Here is a 17,862-nt window from a genome sequence, read left to right on the forward strand (position 1 = left end):
TAGAACCGGCGGAGTGGTGGGCCATGCCTGTCAGTGCACCGCACATAAGCCCACAGTGCACCAAGCCGGTCCTCGGCGTGGCTATGAACGTGAGAGCGGGCACCGGTTCGTCACCGGTTTGAGCACCACTTGGTGATCGTCGGGTGGGTCGTGCTCACGACTCTGAGCACCACTTCTGGATCTTGAGAGGAGGTCCCCCCGCTTTCCGGCGCCCTCATCGCCTACGGCCCCCTGCTGTCCGACGACGCCACCACCTGGCTCGGCACCGCCGCGATCCTCCAGGCCGCCTCCCCCGCCTCGGCCCGCGCCCTGCTCACCGCGTCGGCCTACGCCGCCGTCGAGGTCCACCACTGGAGCCCCGGAGGCCGCCCGGCCTGACCCGCGGACCGCCCGCCGTCCGGGACAGCCGCGGACGCCCGGCTTCGAGACGGCGGGGCCGGGCGCCCGCCCGTCGGGAAAGGCTCCCTGCGCGGGGCGAAGAAGACCGGGAGCGCCTGGACCTCGGCGACGGGCGCGAGCGGCGGTGCGCCGGGGCCGGCGTGCCGTCAGCGGCTTCCGTCGGCGGAGCCCTCCGCGGTGTCGGGGGCGTCGGTGGCGGGGCCCCAGCGGGAGGCGATCTCCGGCCAGGTGGGCGGCGGGCCGGGAAGGGGGGCGGGGCCGGCGCGGAGGCCGTCGAGGGCGAGTGCGAGGTAGCGGGCGCGGAGTTCGGCGGTGCGGACGGGGTCGGGGGTGTGCGTGGCGGCGAGGAGCTGGAGGAGCAGGACGAGGTCGCCCGGGCAGACGCCGGGGCGGAGCGAGCCCTCGGCGGCGGCCCGGTCGAGGACGGCCTGCATGGCGGCCGAGCCTCGGCGGCTCAGCTCCACCATCTCGGGCGTGACGGGGAAGGACCCGGCGAACCGGGCCATGATGCCGACGCCGCAGTCCAGGGAGTCGCTCATGAACCGGACGAGGGCCGACCAGCCGTCGGGCTCCTCGGCCAGGGCGCGCTCGGCGCCCGCGAGGGTGCCCTCCATCGAGAGCGTGCACAGGTGCCGGGCCAGGGCGTCCTTGCTGGGGAAGCGGCGGTAGAGGGAGCCCATGCCGACGCCCGCGCGTTCGGCGATGGCGGACATGGGGGCGTCGAGGCCCTGTTCGAAGAAGACCTCGCGCGCCGCGTTGATCACCGTGCGGTCGTTGCGCGCGGCCTCAGCCTTGCGGCCGCCCGCCGGAGACGTCTTCATGTCCGCGAGTGTATCTGGACCGGAGCGGTTCGTTCCGTTAGCCTTTCCGAGCGGAATGTTCCGCTCCGATTGGAGTTCCCCGTATGACGTCCACCGAAGCTCCCCCCGCGACGCCGACCGGCCGGCGGGCCTCGCTCGTGCTGCTGGTCGCCTGCCTCGGCCAGTTCCTCGTCGTCCTCGACGTCTCGATCGTCAACGTGGCCCTGCCCGCGATCCGCGCCGAACTCGGCTTCGACGCTACCGGCCTGCAATGGGTCGTCAACGCCTATGCCCTCACGTTCGCGGGCTTCCTCCTGCTCGGCGGGCGCGCCGCCGACCTCTTCGGGCAGAAGCGCGTCTACCTCGCCGGACTCGCGCTCTTCAGCGTCGCCAGCCTCGCGGGCGGACTGGCCGGATCACCCGGCCTGCTCGTCGCGGCGCGGGCGCTCCAGGGCGTCGGGGCGGCGGTCCTGTCCCCCGCGACGCTGACCATCCTCGCGACGACGTTCACCGACGCCTCGGCCCGCACCAAGGCGCTCGCCAGTTGGAGCGCGGCGGGCGCGGCGGCCGGGGCGATCGGCTCCGTGCTCGGCGGGGTCCTCACCGAGTACCTGTCGTGGCGGTGGGTGCTGCTCATCAACGTGCCCGTCGGAGGCGCCGTCCTCCTGGCGGCCTCCGCCGTCCTCGCCGAGCGCGCCGCCCCGTCCGCGCGCAGGCTCGACGTCGCGGGCGCGATCCTCGTCACCGCCGGATTCTCGGCCGTCGCCTACGGCACCGCGCAGACCCACGAGCACGGCTGGGGCTCGCTCGCGGCGCTCGGCCCGCTCGCCGGGGGCGTCGCGGCGCTGGCCGTGTTCCTGCTGGTCGAAGCCCGTTTCGCGACGGCGCCGCTGGTCCCGCTCGGCATCTTCAAAGCCCGAGCCGTCTCCGTGGCGAACCTCATCATGGTGCTGGTCGGCGCCGCCTTCTTCGCGATGTGGTACTTCCTGTCCCTGTACATGCAGAACGTCCTGCACTACAGCGCCGTCCGCGCGGGCCTCGGGTTCCTGCCGCACACGTTCGCCATCATCGCCGGCGCCCGGTCGGCCCCCCACCTGATGCGGCGGCTCGGCGCCCGGCGCGTCCTGGCGATCGCCTCCGTCCTCAGCGCGCTGGGCTTCCTCTGGCAGGCGCAGATAGGCCCGGACACGTCCTACGTGAGCGGGCTCCTGGGTCCGGCGATCCTCATGTGCCTGGGTTCCGGCCTGCTCTTCACCCCCGTCGCGGCCCTGGCCACGGGCGCGGCGACCGCCTCCGGCACGGGCCTCGTCTCCGGCCTGGTCAACACCTCCCGCCAGGTGGGCGGCTCCATCGGCCTCGCCGCCCTGGCGACCGTCGCGGCCTCCGCGGCGTCCCCCGTGACCGGCTACCGGCACGCCTTCCTCGTCGCCGCCGTCGGCATCGCCCTCATCCTCCCGCTGAGCCGCGCCCTGCCCCGGTCGTGACGAACGCGCTCTCTGGCGACGACCACGACGTCATGCTCCGCTGCTTCCGCGACGCCCTCGGTTACACCATGTAAACCTTCCCTCTGTCCACGTCGGACGATGACGCCCGCCTGTTCATCGGCCTGGGCGAAGGCACTCGCATGGACGAGGACCCTCCTTCCCGCGCGGGCGCCCCCGCTTCCCTCGCCACGAGGACCTCCGGAGCGCGGCCGGTGCGCCCCGAGCGCGGCGAGCCGGCCGCACCCGTCACGGCCTCAGACCGTGACGGTCGAGCCACGCGAGCGTGTCGTCGGCGATCTCGCGCCACCCGTGGTCGAACGGAGCGCTGTGACCACGGTCCTCGTAGGTGCGGAGCTCGGCGGGGACGCCACCGTCGGCGTACAGCCGGTGCGCGCCGCGCACGACGACCGCCGGCACGGTGCGGTCCTCGCCTGCGGCGATCAGCAGCAGCGGCCCCCGGTCACCGCGACGGGTGTCGACCGCGGTCGGCGAGGTCCTGCGGAAGTTGGCGGTGGACGCCTCGAAGAGCGGACGTCCCGGGGACGGGATCGCGAGATCGGCGAACAGCCTCGCGGACTCCTCCGGCGGGATCGCGTTGCCGAACGAGTAGGCGAACTGGCGCGGCGTCAGCGCGACGGCCTTCCGCCTGTTGGCCGGGCTCCTCAGCACCGGAAGGCTCGAGCGCAGCAGACTCGGCGGCACCGCCCGGACGCCCTTGATCGGCGCAGGTGAGATGCAGACCGCGCCGGCGGCCAGCCCGCGGTCCCACAGCTTCTGCGCGATCAGCCCTCCGAAGGAGTGGCCGACCACGATCGGAGGCTCGGGCAGGTTCTCGACGACCTGCCCGTAGGAGTCGGTGACCGCGTCGACGCCGACGTCGAGGAACCCCCCGGCACCGGCACGTGTGGCCGCCGCGGTGCTCCCGTCGCCCGGCCAGCCGGGCGCGAGGGTGCGGTAGCCCCGCTCCTCGAAGAGATCCTGCCAGGGCCGCCAGGAGACGGAGTGGACCCACAGGCCATGGATGAAGACAACGGATGAGCTCACTGGTCTCTCCCTCGTTCGGCGGTGGGGACCCGGCCGTGAGCCGGTCCCACCTCTCAGGCCGAGAACCTAGGAGCGCGCTGTGAAGGAAGAGTGAAGGACTCCTGATTCGCCGTGCCCGCGGGCGCCTCGCCGCCCACTTCGGCGAGAAGGCGGTCGGCGCGTTGCGCGAAGAGATGCGCGCCCTGCCGGACCGCCACGGCGCGGGACCGGGCGGCCAGGCGTACGGCACCGCGGTCATCCCCGGCGACGTGCGCCAGCCGCGCGCGAACGAGGATGATCAGCGCCTCCGCCGAGCGCTGGCCGTAGCGCTCAAGGCACGCCTCGGCGCTGTCGAGCGCCGCCGCGGCCTTGTCCAGAGCACCCTCGGCGAGGCGCATCTCACCCAGCAGCGCGTACCAGGTCGAGACGCAGGTGCGGGCCGGGCTGACCAGATGGGTGCGAATGAGCCGTTCGGCCTCGTCCGCCGCGGCCGCGGGATCTTGCCCCGTGGCCGCCAGCCCCCAGCACCGCGCCAGGCGCAGGTAGGTGCCGAGGGAGGCGAAGGAGAAGTGCGGGTCGGCGGCAATCCCGCGCTCGGCCGCGCGCAGGGCCCACCCGGGGTCACCGACGACCACGGCGGTCCTGGCCTCGAAGGAGGTCGCTGCGGTCACCGCGTAAGGGTCCTCGCCCGTCGTCTTCGCCAGGGTGCCGAGCACCGCGCGCGACCTGGCCGTCTGCCCGTGGTAGGCCGCGATCTCCGCGAACATCCCTGCGGTCATCAGGTACACGCCGTCCCGCACCGGATCGGGCTCGGCGTCGCCGTGCTCGGCGAGGATCTCGGGGCTGAGCGCGCTCAGCCGTCGGAACGACTCGCCGGTGTTGCCCAGACACCATTCGTGGATGCCGACGGCGGCACTGCCGTAGCAGCGTACGACCGGGTCCTCGGACGTACTGCTCAGTTCCTTGAGGCGACGGGCGAGGGGACTGCTGCGGTCCAGGTCGAGGGCTTGGCCGTGCGCGGTCCAGCGGGAGAAGAGGAACCCGGCCGCCTCGCGATCGCGTCCGAGTCGCTGGGCGACCTGCTCTGCCCGCTCGAGCAGGCTGACGGAGGCCGTACCGTACATCGAGCGCATCCCGACGACCGCGATCAGCTGGGAGAGCGCCGCGAGTTCCAGTTCGAGAAGCGATGCCCTGCGGGCCAGCTCCACCGCCGACCCGAGGTGGCGCTCGGCCGCGCCCAGCGCGGTCTTCGCCTTGGCCCGGGCGCCGGCGCGGATCAGTGCCCCGACGGTGCGAGCCGGGTCCGCCATCGGGCCCGCGGTCCACAGGTGGTGCGCCATCCGTTCGGCGACGGACTCGTCGCTCAGGCCGACCTCGTCGATGGCGTCGGCGATGGCACCGTGCAGCGCCGCGGCTCGACCGGGCGGGACCGCCTCCGAAACCGCCTGGCGCACCAGATCGTGGGTGAAACGGTAGGAGAACGGGTCGCCTGGCGTCGGGCCGACCAGACCCAGGTTGCGGACGGGCTCCAGGCGTTCGAGGCAGGAACCCACGTCGAGGCGAGCCGTTCGGGCGAGCAGGGCCAGCTCCACGCTCTGGCCGACCAGCGCCGCGATCTCGAGCAGTTCCCGGGCCGGGCCGTCGAGCGCGGCGAGGCGGTCGCGCACGACGTCCCGGACCGTCATCGGGACGGTGCTGCGCAGCACCGTCTCCGCGGTGACCTCGCCGCCGGCGGCCCAGAGCCGGCCCAGTTCCCGGACGAAGAACGCGTTGCCGGCGGTGCGCGTGTGCACTGATCCGGCCATGTCGGCGGCAAGGCGGACGCCGGTCTCGACATGGATGATCTCGGCCACCTCGTCCGGGTTCAGGGGCCCGACCAGCAGCCGCCGGTGGCCTGCCGCCCGGCTGGCGGCGGCCAGCGTCCGCACCAGCTCCAGGCCGGGTGCGGGTCCGCGGTTGCGCAACGCGCCGACGACCGCCGTACCCGGATGAAGGCGGGAGAGGACATGATCCAGGAGCTGGAGCGAGCTCGGGTCCGCCCACTGCAGATCGTCGAGCATCAGCACGACCGGTCGCTCGCCGGCCGCCTCGGCGATCAGATCGGCGACCTGTTCCAGCAGGCGGAAGCGGGCGTTGCCGTCCGGGATCGCGGGGGTCGCCGACCGCTCGACGCGGGAGCCGACGAGGTGACCGAGATCGCGGGCCACCCACTGCTGCCTGCGTTCGGGTGGCAGGACGGCGAGCAGGCCGGACACCGTCTCGACCCACGGCCACATGGTCGGTCTGCCCTCACCCTCGACGCAGCGGCCCCAGACCACGAGGGCGCCACGGCCCTGGGCATGGGAGGCGATCTCCTCCATGAGCCGGCTCTTGCCCACCCCGGGCTCGCCTTCCAGCAGCACCACCGCCGTGCCGTTCTCCAGGGCGGGCTCGACGGCGCGTCTCAGCACCGCGAGCTCGTCCGACCGGCCGATCAGCCGACCGGTGTCGCCCGCCAAAGGCGGCGGGTTCGCCGGAGGCGGCACGTCCGAGGGCGCGGCCACCGGAACCGCGACGGCCCGAACCTGCGTCGCGGTGGCCTGGATCGCAGGCGCCTGGATCGCGGAGGTCTGGATCGCGGAGGTCTGGGTGAGGACCCGCTGGTGAGCGGTCCGCAGCACCTGCCCGGGGTCGATGCCGAGATCCTCGGAGAGCCGTCTGCGCACCGTGTCGAACACGGCCAGCGCCTCCGCCTGCTGACCCGAGCCGCCCAGGAGGGTGATGAGGGCGGCCTGCACCGGTTCGTGCAGCGGCGCCATGGCGGCGGCCAGGTGCAGGGAGGGCAGTACCCGGGCCGGCCGCCCGAGCGCCAGCGCCGCGTCGGCCGCCTCGACGCACGCCAGGAAGTACTCCTCGTTGAGACCGGCGAAGATCGGCGCGGCCACCGGCCCGTGCGCCCACCCGTCGCCGGCCGGACCGCTCCACAAACGCAGCGCGTCGAGGTAGTGATCCAGCGCCGCGGCGGCGCGCCCTTCCTCCTGCGCCCTGCGGGCGGCCGCGGCCTCCTGCCGGAACCTCGTGAGGTCGAGGACGTCCGCCCCGGCCGCGCACAGATAGCCGGCGCCCCGGCGCAAAAGGTACGTGCCCGTTCCCCGCGGGGGCAGGCTCGGCTCCAGCAGACGGCGCAGCGAGCCGACATACTTGTGGATCACGTTCAGGGCCCTTGCGGGCGCGCCCTCGCCCCAGATCAGGTCGATCAGTTCGCCGGTGCCCGTCGGGCGGCCCCCGCGGGCGAGCAGGAGCGCCAGCAGGTACGCCTGCTGGCGCGGTCCGGGCTCGATCTCACTGCCGCCCCGCCACACCCGGAGCGGACCGAGCACCTGCAGGCGAAGTGGACCCTCGATCTGCCGCCCCCTGACCACGTCGGCGCTCTCGGGAATGACGAGCACTGCCGTCATATCTGGCCCCTTCAATGTGCCGACCGGACCCACCGCCCGACGGCGGCCGACCGGAGTTGCACTATTATGGCTACAAGCAAACTCTACTCGCTGGAGTACCACTCTAGCCAGACTCATTTCCGATCAGGTGAGGCACAGTGACCGGCGGACGGAACCCTCGTGCGGCGTTCCGGCAGGGCGACACCGAGGCTGCGCGCCGGATGGCGGACGCGGAAGTGGAGCGCTCGCGGGCGGCGGGCGACCCGGTCGGCGAGGTGGAGGGGCTGTACGGTCTGGCCCGGGTCGCCCTCCGCGAGGGGGACCTGGAACAGGCCACCGGCCTGGCGCAGCGGGCCATCGGCGTCGCGCGGCGTGCGGGTGAGCGCCGGCTGGAGGAGCGGCACGACGTGTTCGGGTCCGAGTACGCGGCAGGTGCGGACCGGACCCCGGGTAGAGCATTCGGCCTTACCTGGTCCGGCTCCGAAGGTTCCCATCAGAAAGAGGAGTGAGACGTTGCCGAACCGAGCACCGAATCGTCGTGACGAGTACGCCGAGATGACCCGGCAGGAGATCATCAGGGCCGCGCGCAAGCTGTACGCCGTGCCCGGCTACGCGCAGACGACGGTCGAGAAGATCGCACGCGAGGCGCGGGTCTCGCCGGCCACCGTCTACGCCCAATGCGGTGGAAAGGAGGGCCTGCTCCGGACGCTGATGGACGTCTGGACGACGAGCCCCACCGTGGGCAGGATCATCACCGACGCCGCGGCGGCGCCCACGGGCCGGGCCAAGCTGGAGACCTTGGCCGCGGGCTACGTCGTGCACGCCGAGGAGGCCGGGGACATCATGCGCATCATGGAGCGGGCCGCACCCGCCTCCCCCGCCGCCCAGGAGTTCCTCGACATAGGCGACGAGCGTCATCTCGCGGCGCTGGCGATGATCGTCGAGAGCATCGCCGAGATCGGCGACCTGGCCGAGGGGCTCTCGGTCGAGGACGCGGCGAAGATCATCTTCTTTCACTTCCGCAACCCGCAGCTCGTCCTCGCCGTGGAGACGTTCGGATGGGGCGTCGAGCGCGCGACGCGGTGGCTCGTGGACAGGGTCGCGGCCGCGATCCTCAGGGGCTGAGGCCGGGGCCGCGGCGCCCGCTTCCCGGCTTCACTATCCGTTCACAGCGCGTCCATAGGTTTCTGTCACCACTCCAAGGCCACGGATGAACCAGGCGAAGGCGGCACAGAACATGGTCACGATCCACCACCGGTACGCCATGGTCGGTGGCCACCAGATCTTCTACCGAGAAGCGGGGTCGACGGGCCGACCCACCCTGGTGCTCCTCCACGGCTTCCCCGCCAGCTCGCTGATGTTCCGCAACCTCTTCCCACGGCTGGCGGACCGCTGGCACCTCGTCGCACCCGACCACGTCGGTTTCGGGCTCTCGGACGCGCCCGGCGCCGACGAGTTCACGTACTCCTTCGACTCGCTCACCGACATCACGGAGTCCCTTCTCGCGCAGCTCGGCATCGAGCGGTACTGCCTCTTCGTCCACGACCACGGCGCGCCCATCGGGTGGAGGCTGATCCTCAGAACTCCGGCCGCGGTCACTGCGATCATCACCCAGAACGGCAACGCCTACGAAGAGGGCCTTCAGCCGGAGTTCTTCACGACGGTGCGCGACTACTGGCGCGAGCAGACGCCGCAGACCGAGGCCGGTGTCCGCGAGGCGCTCACCCTGGAGCTGACCCGCTGGCGGTACCTCGCCGGCGTGCCCGATGAGACCCTGGTCGACCCCACCACCTGGACCCACGACCACGGCCTCCTGTCCCGGCCCGACCACGACCGGGCACAGCTCGCGCTGTTCCTGGACTACGCCTCCAACCTGGCCCTGTACCCCGAGGTGCAGCGGTGCTTCCGCGAACGGCAGGTTCCGCTGCTCGCCATCTGGGGGAAGGGCGACCCGATCTTCGGGCCCGCCGGCGCGCTCGCCTTCGCCACGGATCTTCCCGACTCCGAGGTTCACCTGGTGCCCGGAGGCCACTTCCTGCTGGAGAGCGCCCTCGATGAGGCCGTGCCGATCATCCGGTCATTCCTGGACAAGCACCTCGGGAACCACCGAACCAGCCAAAACGATCCACATATCGGTCACTAGTCATTCACCGCATCTCCCTAGCGTCGAAGGCGATGGCAGGGGCTCCCCCGAGGAGCACCCGGCATCCGACGGACGCGCCGGACGGCGCGTCCCCACCACCGCCGCCGGCGGTTCACTGAGGGAGAAGCCATGTCCAGCACGCCCACCGTGGTCCTGGTCCACGGAGCTTTCGCCGATGCGTCCAGCTTCGCCCGAGTCGTCGCGGAGCTGATCTCCGACGGCACCCGGGTGCTGGTTCCCGCCGCGCCCAACCGCGGCCTCGCCGCCGACGCCGCGTACATCGCCTCCGTCGTCCGGCAGATCGAGGGCCCCGTCCTCCTCGTCGGGCACTCCTACGGAGGCGCGGTCATCACCGTCGCCGGTCGCGAGGACAACGTGGTGGGGTTGGTGTACCTGGCCGCCTACGTCCTCGACGAGGGCGAGAGCCTCGGGGAACTCCAGAGCCGCTTTCCCGACTCACCGCTGGCCGGGGCGCTCGTCTACACTCCCTTCCCCGTCTCGGGCTCCGACGAGCCGGGCATCGACGTCTCGGTGGACGTCTCCAGGTTCCCGGAGATCTTCGCCGCCGACGTGGACGAGGCCCTCACGCGCGTCCTCGCCGTGTCCCAGCGGCCCCTCGCCGGAGCCGCCTTCGGCGAGCCGGCCGGGGCTGCGGCCTGGAAGGACGTGCCCGCGTGGGGGATCGTCGCGGCCGAAGACAAGGCCATCAATCCCGACGTCCAGCGGTTCGGCTACGAGCGCGCCCAGGCCAAGGTCACCGAGGTCGACTCCTCTCACCTGGTGATGCACGCCGCCCCGGCCGAGGTCCTCAAGGTGATCCGCGAGGCGCTCGCCTCCGTGGCCGCGTGAGATCCACCGGTCGCCCGAACCACGACGGACGCGGCCGCCGCCGACGTGCCGTGCCCGCACCCACCAACTCATCAGGAGCCGCAGTGAGCCCCTTCCGAACAAGCCGACTGCGCACGGCCGGTCTTCTCGTCCTCCTCGGACTGCCGGTCCTGACCGGTGTCCCGGCGGCCGGTGCGACCGGCGACGGAGACGGCGGGCGCCCCCCCACGAGCGCGGCGCCTTCCCATGAGTCGCGTCCCAAGCCGACGGTGGTGCTCGTCCACGGGGCCTGGGCGGACTCCTCGGGATGGGCGAAGGTCACCCGCCGGCTACAGGCCCAGGGCTACCTGGTCCTCGCAGCGCCGAACCCGCTGCGCGGGCTCGCCGAAGACTCCGACTACCTTGCCGCGTTCCTCCGCGACCGCACCACCGGCCCCGTCATCCTCGTCGGCCACTCCTACGGAGGGGCGGTCATCACGAACGCCGCCGGGTCGGACCGGGACGTCGAAGCCCTGGTCTACGTCAACGCGTTCGTTCCCGACGAGGGTGACAGCGTCCTCGGGCTGCTGGACCCCGACCACCATCTCGACCCGGCCGATCTGTTCGACTTCTCGCGGTACCCAGGAGCTCCGGACGGCGACTACGACCTCTTCCTGAAGCAGAGCGCGCTGCCCGGCGCCATCGCGAACGGGATCCCGGCGCGTGACGCCGCGGTGATGGCCGCGACCCAGCGGCCCGTCACCCTCAGCGCGCTCACGGCCGAGTCCGGTGCACCGGCCTGGAAGTCGCTGCCGAGTTTCTCCCTGATCGGCACCCGTGACCACATCGTCCCCGCCGCCTTGCAGCGTGCGATGGCCGAGAACGCGGGGGCCGAGATCACCGCCGTCGAGGCGGGACACCTGTCCATGATCACCGACCCGCGCGCCGTCGAGGAGCTGATCGTCGAGGCCGACCGGTCGACGCCGGCCGGGTAGCCGACGCAGCCCCTGACCGTCCCGGCCATCCGCGTGCACGCGGACGGCCGGGCGGGAGGCGCGACGATCGCGCCGGACCCTGCACGAGGCACGCTCCGACGGAGGAAAAAAGATGAGCCGCAACTACCATTCGATCGCATTCACCGAGCCGGTCCTGAAGGCTCAGGAACAGTACGGGAGCAGGACCGCCCTCCACCGAGCGGAGCGGCGCCTCGCCGGCCGGGGCTCCTCGGGAGCCGCGGTGACGGACGGGACGGACCCGGCTCCGAGCGGCGGACCCGATCAGGCCGGTGACCCCCTGGGCCACGACGAACAGGACTTCATCACCGGGCGGGACGGCTTCTATCTGGCGACCGTCGCCGCCGACGGCCGACCGTACGTCCAGTTCCGCGGAGGACCGCCGGGATTCGTCACCGCTCCGGACGCGCACACGCTGGCGTGGGCCGACTTCCGCGGCAATCGCCAGTACATCAGTACCGGAAACATGGTGCACGACCCACGCGTCTCCCTCATCTTCGTGGACTACGCCCGACGGCTGCGCCTCAAGCTGTTCGGAGTCGCCACCATCACCGACGTACGCGGCGAGGGGCCGTCGGCGAGCGCCTCCGCGGTCTCCGGCTACCGCGCGGTCGTCGAACGCGAGGTGCGGATCGAGGTCACCGCGTTCGACTGGAACTGCCCGCAGCACATCACTCCGCGCTACACGGCCGAGGAGCTGGCCCCGGTGCTGCGCCCTCTCCGAGACCGCATCGAGGCGCTCCAGGCCGAGAACGACCTGCTCCGCGGGCTGCTCGCCGCCGCGCAGAATCCAACGTCCGGCTCATCGAAGCCAGAGCGGGCGGAGGAGGACCGGTGAACGACGACACCATCCTGGAACGGATCACCGCGCTGGTCGAGCGGGAGCACGAGTTGCGAAGGCAACGAACCGAAGGCTCCCTGAACGAGCGGACCGAGAACCGGGAGTTGCACACGGTCGAGGCGCAGCTGGATCAGTGCTGGGACCTCCTCCGGCAGCGCAGGGCGAGGCGGGACTTCGGTGCGGATCCCGACGAGGCCGCCGCCAGGTCCGTCTCGGTGGTCGAAGGCTACTGGCAGTAGGTCGCGGGGAGGCCGGAACGGGAGCGGGTGATCGGAGTGAAGGCAGGTGATCTGCTCGCCGGTCGTTATCGTTTGGAGCAGCTCTTGGGCCGCGGCGGAATGGGACAGGTCTGGCAGGGGACCGATGAGACGCTGCGCCGCCGGGTGGCGGTCAAGGTGCTCCTGGCCGGCCTCCGGGACGACGATCCGGAGGGCGAGCTGGCGCTGGCGCGGTTCCGGCGGGAGGGCGAAGCCGCGGCGCAGCTGAACCACCGCACCATCACCGCGGTCCATGATCTGGGCGACCACTGGGAGAGCGTTGACGGCGTGGAGCGGATCTCTCCGTTCCTGGTCCAGGAGTTCGTCGACGGCCGCGACCTCAAGTCGCTGCTGCGGGACCGCCCCGGCGGGTTGCCGATCAGAGACGTCCTGGAGTACGGGATGCAGGTCTGCGACGGTCTCGCCGCCGCTCACGACGCGGGCATCGTGCACCGTGACATCAAGCCGGCCAACCTCATGCTCGGGACCGACGGCATCGTCAAGATCTGCGACTTCGGCATCGCGCGGATCCAGGACGTCACCGTCGGGCTGACCGCCGACGAGGCGCTGTTGGGCACTCCCGCCTACATGGCCCCCGAACAGTTCAACGGAAAGGGGGCCGACCACCGCGCCGATCTGTACGCGCTCGGCGCGAGTCTCTATCACCTGCTCACCGGGCGACCGGTGTTTCGCGCCGATGCTCTGCTCCCGCTTTTCGGCATGATCCTGACGCGGGTCCCCGAGCCGCCGAGCGTCCATCGGGCAGGGGTCTCGGTCCGCATCGACACGGTCATCATGTCTCTTCTCGACAAGGATCCGGACCGGCGGCCCGGCTCTGCCGCGGAGGCGTCCCTCGGCCTTCGCGCGGCCTCCACCGCGCCCGGCCCGGTAGGTGTCGGGAGCCGCCTGCGGAGGGTGACCGGTTTGTGGGATTCTCGGGCGAGGCGAGTGGGGGTGGTCTAGATTGGCGTTCCGGTTTTTCTCAGCTAGGGAGCGTTTGTGCGTTCTGTTCGGGTAGCAGCCGTGTTGGCGGCCATCGCGTTGGTCCTCGCGGGCACGGGGACCACCGCGTCGGCGGCGGCGAAGCCGACGCTGAGGTTCGGCAAGATCCAGTACGACGCGCCGGGGGCGGACAACGGGGGGAACGCCCACCTCAACAAGGAGTACGTCGTCCTCAAGAACGCGGGCGGCAAGGCGGTGAAGCTCAAGAACTGGACGCTGCGCGACGCGCAGAACCACGTCTACAAGTTCCCCGCGTTCACCCTGAAGGCGGGCAGGTCCGTCACCGTCCACACGGGTAAGGGGAAGAACTCCGCGATGCACCTCTACATGCAGCGCGGCTGGTACATCTGGAACAACTCGGGCGACACCGCGACCCTCCGCGACGCCCAGGGCACCAAGGTCCTCTCCAAGACCTGGAAGAAGACCAAGCCCAAGCCCCCGGCCGGCAACGACCCCAAGTTCGACACCTGCGCCGAGGCCACCGCCGCCGGCTACGGCCCCTACTACGAGGGCACCGACCCCGAATACGCCTGGTACACCGACCGGGACGGCGACGGCGTCGTGTGTGAGTAGCACGAAGAAGGTCAGCGACCTCGTCCCCGTCTGCTACTTCCTGTGCGTGGTCGCGGCGTTCGCCGTCGGGGTCGTCGGGTACGGCATGGGCGGGTGGGACGGCGACGAGCACAAGCTCGGGTTCGTCTGGCTCATCGTCGCGGCGGCGCCCGCGTCGGTTCCGGTCACGCTGTTCCTCACCACCCCGTGGACTCTGGTGAACGCGGTGCTGGTGCTGGGGGCGGGGGCGTTGCAGGCCGTCGGGCTGCGGTGGCTGCTGCGAAGGCGATGAGGCGAAGGGGGGCGCGCTCTGGGGGTGGGGCGCGCCCCGAAAACGTCAGGGGCGGGCTGGGGCGGGGGCCCGGTGGAAGGTCTCGGTCAGGGAGACGTGGGGGGTGGGGGCCGCCGGGAGGGTGGCCAGGGCGTGGGTTTTGAAGGCTCGGGCCGCGGTGCTGAGGTGGTGGCGGACGGGGGTGATGGCGTCGGGGAAGGTGGGGGGATGGGCCGGGCCCCAGACGCGGATGTCCGTCGTGGAGGTGTCGATGGCCTTGCGCAGGAGGGAGCCCACGCGCGGTTCCAGTTCGCAGAGGTGGGCCTCGACGGCGACGGCGGCGGGGCGGGGGCCGGGGACCGAGCGGAGGATCGCGGCCTCCAGGTCGCCGGGGCGGGCCCCGAGGATGCGCAGGGCCGTGGGGTCGGCCTTGCCCGGGGTGAGGACGGTGACGTCCCAGCCCGCCATGACGCAGTCGAACAGCCAGCCTCCGGCCGAGCGCACCGCCTCGTCGGTGCTGGAGGCGGCGATGAACAGCCGGGGCCTCAGGACGCGTCCGACCTTGGGGCGAGTCGCCGGTCGAGTGACGCAACGTACTCCCTGAAGACCTCGTTCAGGGGAAGCGAAGGGTCGAGCAGCCATGTTGTCTCTATCCCGTTGATGAAGGCGACTATCTCGGCGGCCAGGACGGCCGGGTCCACCTCGGTCCGGTACTTGCCGGAGCGCTGGCCGTCCCGGATGAAGGCGGACACGGTCTCCAGGGCGACGCGGTGCCTGCTGCGGAACCGGTGGTGCAGAGGGGCGTCGGGGTCGATGTTCTCCATGCGCAGCACGGCGAACAGCCCCACGAGGTCGGGTGACCGCTGGAAGCGCTCGGCGAGTTTGCCGAGTTCTTCGACGAGGTCGCCCGACATGTAGTCCGCGTGCGACTCGTCGTCCGCGTCGCGGGCGTCGAGGATCGCGTGGAGCAGCTGCTCCTTGGACTCGAAGTGGTGCAGGACGCCCGCGGTGCTGATCCCGGCTTCGCGGCCGATCTGGGCGAGCGTGGTGCTGCGCCAGCCTTGGCGCCGCAGCAGCCGCTGGGCGACCGCGAGGATCCTCTGCCGCCTGTCCTCGCCCTTGGCGAGGAGGGCGGCGTAGGGGCGCGGGTCGGCGGCGGAAGCGGCAGAAGTTCTGTCCTGTTGCACCGACCGGCCCCTTTCGAACCAACCTACTGAACACACACTAGGTTGGTTACGCCCCTGTGACAAGGCTCACAGGGGCGTAAAAACTGGGCAGCCGCTCAGCATAGGACCGAGGCTAATCCCTCACCTGCCGTTCACCAGCCGAGGCGTCCCTTTCCGGACACCAGCGACTTGGCGATGATGAGCCGCTGGACGTCGTTGGTGCCCTCCCCGATCGCCATGAGCGGCGCGTCGCGGTAGAGCCGTTCGACGACGAACTCCGCCGAGTACCCGTACCCGCCGTGGATCCGCATGGATTCCAGCGCGCACTTGATCGCCACCTCGGAGGCGTACATCTTGGACATGCCCGCTTCCAGGTCGACGCGCCCGCCCGTCGCCTCGGAGCGGCACGCCGCCCAGTAGGCGAGCAGCCGCGCGGCCTGGATCTCGGTGGCCATGTCGGCGAGTTTGAGCTGGATCGCCTGGAAGTTCGCGATCGGCCTGCCGAACGCCTCGCGCTCCCGCGCGTAGTTCAGCGCCGCCTCGTAGGCGGCCTGCGCGACGCCGACGGCCCGCGCGGAGATGTTGATCCGCCCGATCTCCAGCGATCCGAGCACGTGCTGGAGCCCGTGCCCCTCCTCCCCGCCGAGCAGGTTCGCCGCGGGGACGCGCACGTTCTCCAGGACGAGTTCGCACGTCTCGGGCCCCTTGTACCCGAGTTTCGGCAGGTCCCGCGTGACGGTGAACCCGGGCGTGTCGGTCTCGACGAGCAGCACGGACATGGCCTCGTGCCCGCCGCTCACCGCCCCGGTCTTGACGAGGATCGGCAGCATCCCGGCGACCCGCGCGTTCGTGATCCAGGTCTTCGCCCCGTTCACGACGTAGTGGTCGCCGTCGCGCACGGCGGTCGTGACGATGCCCTGCAGGTCGGTGCCCGCGCCAGGTTCGGTCAGCCCGAGCCCCGAGCGGAGTTCGCCCGACGCCATCCGGGGCAGGAACCGCGCCTTCTGCTCGCCGGTCCCGTTCCGCGACACCATCCAGCACGCGACGGAGTGCGGCCCGAAGAGCCCTGCCGCGCCGAGCCACGCCCGGGCGATCTCCTCGAACGCGAGCGCGTAGGACACCCGGTCGGCGCCGAGTCCCCCGTACTCCTCGGGGACGTTAAGCCCGAAAAGCCCCATCTCGCGGAACTTCTCGACGAACTCGGCCGGGTACCTTCCGGTGCGCTCCCACTCGGAGGCGACCGGCATGATCTCCTTCTCGGCGAAGTCGCGGAGCGTCTGGCGGAACAGGTTCTGCTCGGCGGTCAGCTCGAAGTCCAAGGGTCACCTTCTTTCGGTCCTGAGGCCGACGCGGACCGCGCCGGCCCCTGCGGAGACTCCGGCGTCACTGGGCGGCGCGGGCGGCCGCGGCGCGGGCGCGCTGGCGGAAGCCCTCCAGCTTCTCCTCGGGCGCGACGATCCGGTGGCTGCGCGACTGGATCGACACGTCGTGCCCCAAGGAGGCGGCCCGCAGCGCGCCGACGGTCGCCTGCTCGCGCGGGACGTGCGCGAACGGCTCGAACCGGTACCAGCGCATCGCGTTCTCGTGGGTCATCTTGTTGATCTCGTCGTCCGGCACCTCGTACTTGGTGAGGACCTCGTGCAGCTCCTCGGGTGCGTTCGGCCACATCGAGTCGCTGTGCGGGTAGTCGGCCTCCCAGCAGATGTTGTCGATGCCGATGTCGTGGCGGAGCCGGACGCCGAGCGGGTCGCTGATGAAACAGGTGAGGAAGTGCTCGCGGAACACCTCCGACGGCAGCCGCCCGCCGAAGTCCTGGAGCGTCCACGTGGAGTGCATCTCGTAGGTGCGGTCGAGGCGCTCCAGGAAGTAGGGGATCCAGCCCGTGCCGCCCTCGGACAGCGCGATCTTGATGGTCGGGAACTGCTTGATGACGCGCGACCACAGCAGGTCGGCCGCGGCGGAGACGATGTTCATCGGCTGGAGCGTGATCATCACGTCCGGCGGGCAGTCCACGGCCGGGATCGTCAGGCGGCCGGACGAGCCGATGTGCACGTTGAGGATCGTGCCGGTGTCGGTGAGGGCCTGCCACAACGGGTCCCAGTGCTCGCTGTGGAAGCTCGGGTAGCCGAGCGCGGCCGGGTTCTCGGTGAAGGTGAGGGAGTGGCAGCCCTTCGCGGCGACGCGGCGGACCTCCTCGGCGCACAGCTGCGGGTCCCAGATCGCGGGCAGCGCCATCGGGATGAAGCGGCCGGGGTGGGCGCCGCACCACTCGTCGATGTGCCAGTCGTTGTAGGCGCGCACCAGGGCCATGGAGAAGTCGGCGTCCTCGGTGGCGAACAGGCGCGCGGCGAATCCGGGGAATGACGGGAAGTTCATCGACGCGAGGATGCCGCCCGCGTTCATGTCCTTGACGCGTTCGTGCACGTCGTAGCAGCCGGGCCGGATCTCGTCGAGTCCCTGCGGCTCCATGCCGTACTCGGTCTTCGGGCGGCCCGCGACGGCGTTGAGCGCCGCGTTGGGGATGACGGTGTCGCGGAACGTCCACACGTCGGTGCCGTCTTCGCGGTGGACGAGCTGGGGAGCGTCGTCCTTGTACTTCGCCGGAAGGTGGTTCACGAACATGTCGGGCGGTTCGATGATGTGGTCGTCGACGCTGATGAGGATCATGTCGTCGCGGTTCATGGCCTT

18 protein-coding genes are annotated in these 17,862 nt (G+C 71.4%); 11 read left to right on the top strand and 7 right to left on the bottom strand.

What is annotated here, in order from left to right; genetic code table 11:
- Positions 1-545 precede the first annotated feature (545 nt).
- Complete coding sequence (locus ACYVOM_RS11605; RefSeq protein ID WP_460303299.1) at positions 546-1,220, bottom strand: TetR/AcrR family transcriptional regulator; 675 nt, start codon at positions 1,218-1,220, stop codon at positions 546-548.
- Between the two features lie 83 nt (positions 1,221-1,303).
- On the opposite strand from ACYVOM_RS11605, the gene ACYVOM_RS11610 reads away from it, so the two are divergent.
- A complete protein-coding gene (locus ACYVOM_RS11610; protein ID WP_460303300.1) occupies positions 1,304-2,683 on the top strand; it encodes a DHA2 family efflux MFS transporter permease subunit in 1,380 nt (459 codons plus the stop codon).
- Between the two features lie 246 nt (positions 2,684-2,929).
- Here the strand turns inward: ACYVOM_RS11610 and ACYVOM_RS11615 are convergent, their stop codons facing one another.
- Together ACYVOM_RS11615 and ACYVOM_RS11620 are read right to left on the bottom strand one after the other, a co-directional pair.
- Entirely contained in the window at positions 2,930-3,727 is a 798-nt protein-coding gene (locus tag ACYVOM_RS11615) for an alpha/beta hydrolase (protein WP_460303301.1), read from the bottom strand.
- A gap of 53 nt (positions 3,728-3,780) precedes the next feature.
- Complete coding sequence (locus ACYVOM_RS11620; RefSeq protein WP_460303302.1) at positions 3,781-7,143, bottom strand: ATP-binding protein; 3,363 nt, start codon at positions 7,141-7,143, stop codon at positions 3,781-3,783.
- Between the two features lie 200 nt (positions 7,144-7,343).
- On the opposite strand from ACYVOM_RS11620, the gene ACYVOM_RS11625 reads away from it, so the two are divergent.
- The 10 genes from ACYVOM_RS11625 (at position 7,344) to ACYVOM_RS11670 (ending at position 14,029) form a co-directional block, all read left to right on the top strand.
- Positions 7,344-7,631 (top strand): hypothetical protein, encoded by a 288-nt coding sequence (locus tag ACYVOM_RS11625; RefSeq protein WP_460303303.1) that lies wholly within the window; start codon positions 7,344-7,346, stop codon positions 7,629-7,631.
- A gap of 4 nt (positions 7,632-7,635) precedes the next feature.
- Positions 7,636-8,247, top strand: coding sequence for a TetR/AcrR family transcriptional regulator (locus ACYVOM_RS11630; protein ID WP_460303304.1), 612 nt, complete (start codon positions 7,636-7,638; stop codon positions 8,245-8,247).
- An 85-nt stretch (positions 8,248-8,332) separates the two neighbouring features.
- A complete protein-coding gene (locus ACYVOM_RS11635) occupies positions 8,333-9,265 on the top strand; it encodes an alpha/beta fold hydrolase (protein ID WP_460303305.1) in 933 nt (310 codons plus the stop codon).
- A 129-nt stretch (positions 9,266-9,394) separates the two neighbouring features.
- On the top strand, positions 9,395-10,114 hold the full coding sequence (locus ACYVOM_RS11640; protein ID WP_460303306.1) for an alpha/beta fold hydrolase: 720 nt from the start codon (positions 9,395-9,397) through the stop codon (positions 10,112-10,114).
- Positions 10,115-10,197: 83 nt separating this feature from the next.
- Positions 10,198-11,067 carry an alpha/beta fold hydrolase gene (locus tag ACYVOM_RS11645; protein WP_460303307.1) on the top strand — a complete coding sequence of 290 codons (870 nt, stop codon included), beginning with the start codon at positions 10,198-10,200 and terminating at the stop codon, positions 11,065-11,067.
- 112 nt (positions 11,068-11,179) lie between these two features.
- The gene (locus tag ACYVOM_RS11650) at positions 11,180-11,923 is read left to right on the top strand and encodes a pyridoxamine 5'-phosphate oxidase family protein (protein WP_460303308.1); all 744 of its coding nucleotides are present in this window, start codon (positions 11,180-11,182) and stop codon (positions 11,921-11,923) included.
- On the top strand, positions 11,920-12,165 hold the full coding sequence (locus ACYVOM_RS11655; RefSeq protein ID WP_460303309.1) for a DUF2630 family protein: 246 nt from the start codon (positions 11,920-11,922) through the stop codon (positions 12,163-12,165). The genes ACYVOM_RS11650 and ACYVOM_RS11655 overlap by 4 nt, the downstream gene beginning before the upstream one ends.
- A gap of 36 nt (positions 12,166-12,201) precedes the next feature.
- On the top strand, positions 12,202-13,146 hold the full coding sequence (locus ACYVOM_RS11660) for a serine/threonine-protein kinase (protein WP_460303310.1): 945 nt from the start codon (positions 12,202-12,204) through the stop codon (positions 13,144-13,146).
- Positions 13,147-13,206: 60 nt separating this feature from the next.
- Positions 13,207-13,758, top strand: a complete 552-nt coding sequence (locus ACYVOM_RS11665) for a lamin tail domain-containing protein (RefSeq protein ID WP_460303311.1) — start codon at positions 13,207-13,209, stop codon at positions 13,756-13,758.
- Positions 13,751-14,029, top strand: coding sequence for an SCO4225 family membrane protein (locus tag ACYVOM_RS11670; RefSeq protein WP_460303312.1), 279 nt, complete (start codon positions 13,751-13,753; stop codon positions 14,027-14,029). The genes ACYVOM_RS11665 and ACYVOM_RS11670 overlap by 8 nt, the downstream gene beginning before the upstream one ends.
- A 45-nt stretch (positions 14,030-14,074) precedes the next feature.
- Here ACYVOM_RS11670 and ACYVOM_RS11675 read toward each other — a convergent pair whose 3' ends face one another.
- The 4 genes from ACYVOM_RS11675 to ACYVOM_RS11690 all read right to left on the bottom strand — a co-directional run bounded on the left by ACYVOM_RS11675 (position 14,075) and on the right by ACYVOM_RS11690 (position 17,856).
- Positions 14,075-14,512, bottom strand: coding sequence for a hypothetical protein (locus ACYVOM_RS11675; protein ID WP_460303313.1), 438 nt, complete (start codon positions 14,510-14,512; stop codon positions 14,075-14,077).
- Positions 14,513-14,553: 41 nt separating this feature from the next.
- Entirely contained in the window at positions 14,554-15,195 is a 642-nt protein-coding gene (locus tag ACYVOM_RS11680) for a TetR/AcrR family transcriptional regulator (protein ID WP_460303314.1), read from the bottom strand.
- A gap of 131 nt (positions 15,196-15,326) precedes the next feature.
- A complete protein-coding gene (locus ACYVOM_RS11685) occupies positions 15,327-16,493 on the bottom strand; it encodes an acyl-CoA dehydrogenase family protein (protein WP_460303315.1) in 1,167 nt (388 codons plus the stop codon).
- A gap of 64 nt (positions 16,494-16,557) precedes the next feature.
- Positions 16,558-17,856, bottom strand: coding sequence for an amidohydrolase family protein (locus tag ACYVOM_RS11690; RefSeq protein WP_460303316.1), 1,299 nt, complete (start codon positions 17,854-17,856; stop codon positions 16,558-16,560).
- Between the last annotated feature and the right edge of the window lie 6 nt (positions 17,857-17,862).

This window comes from Actinocorallia aurea (assembly GCF_054783995.1).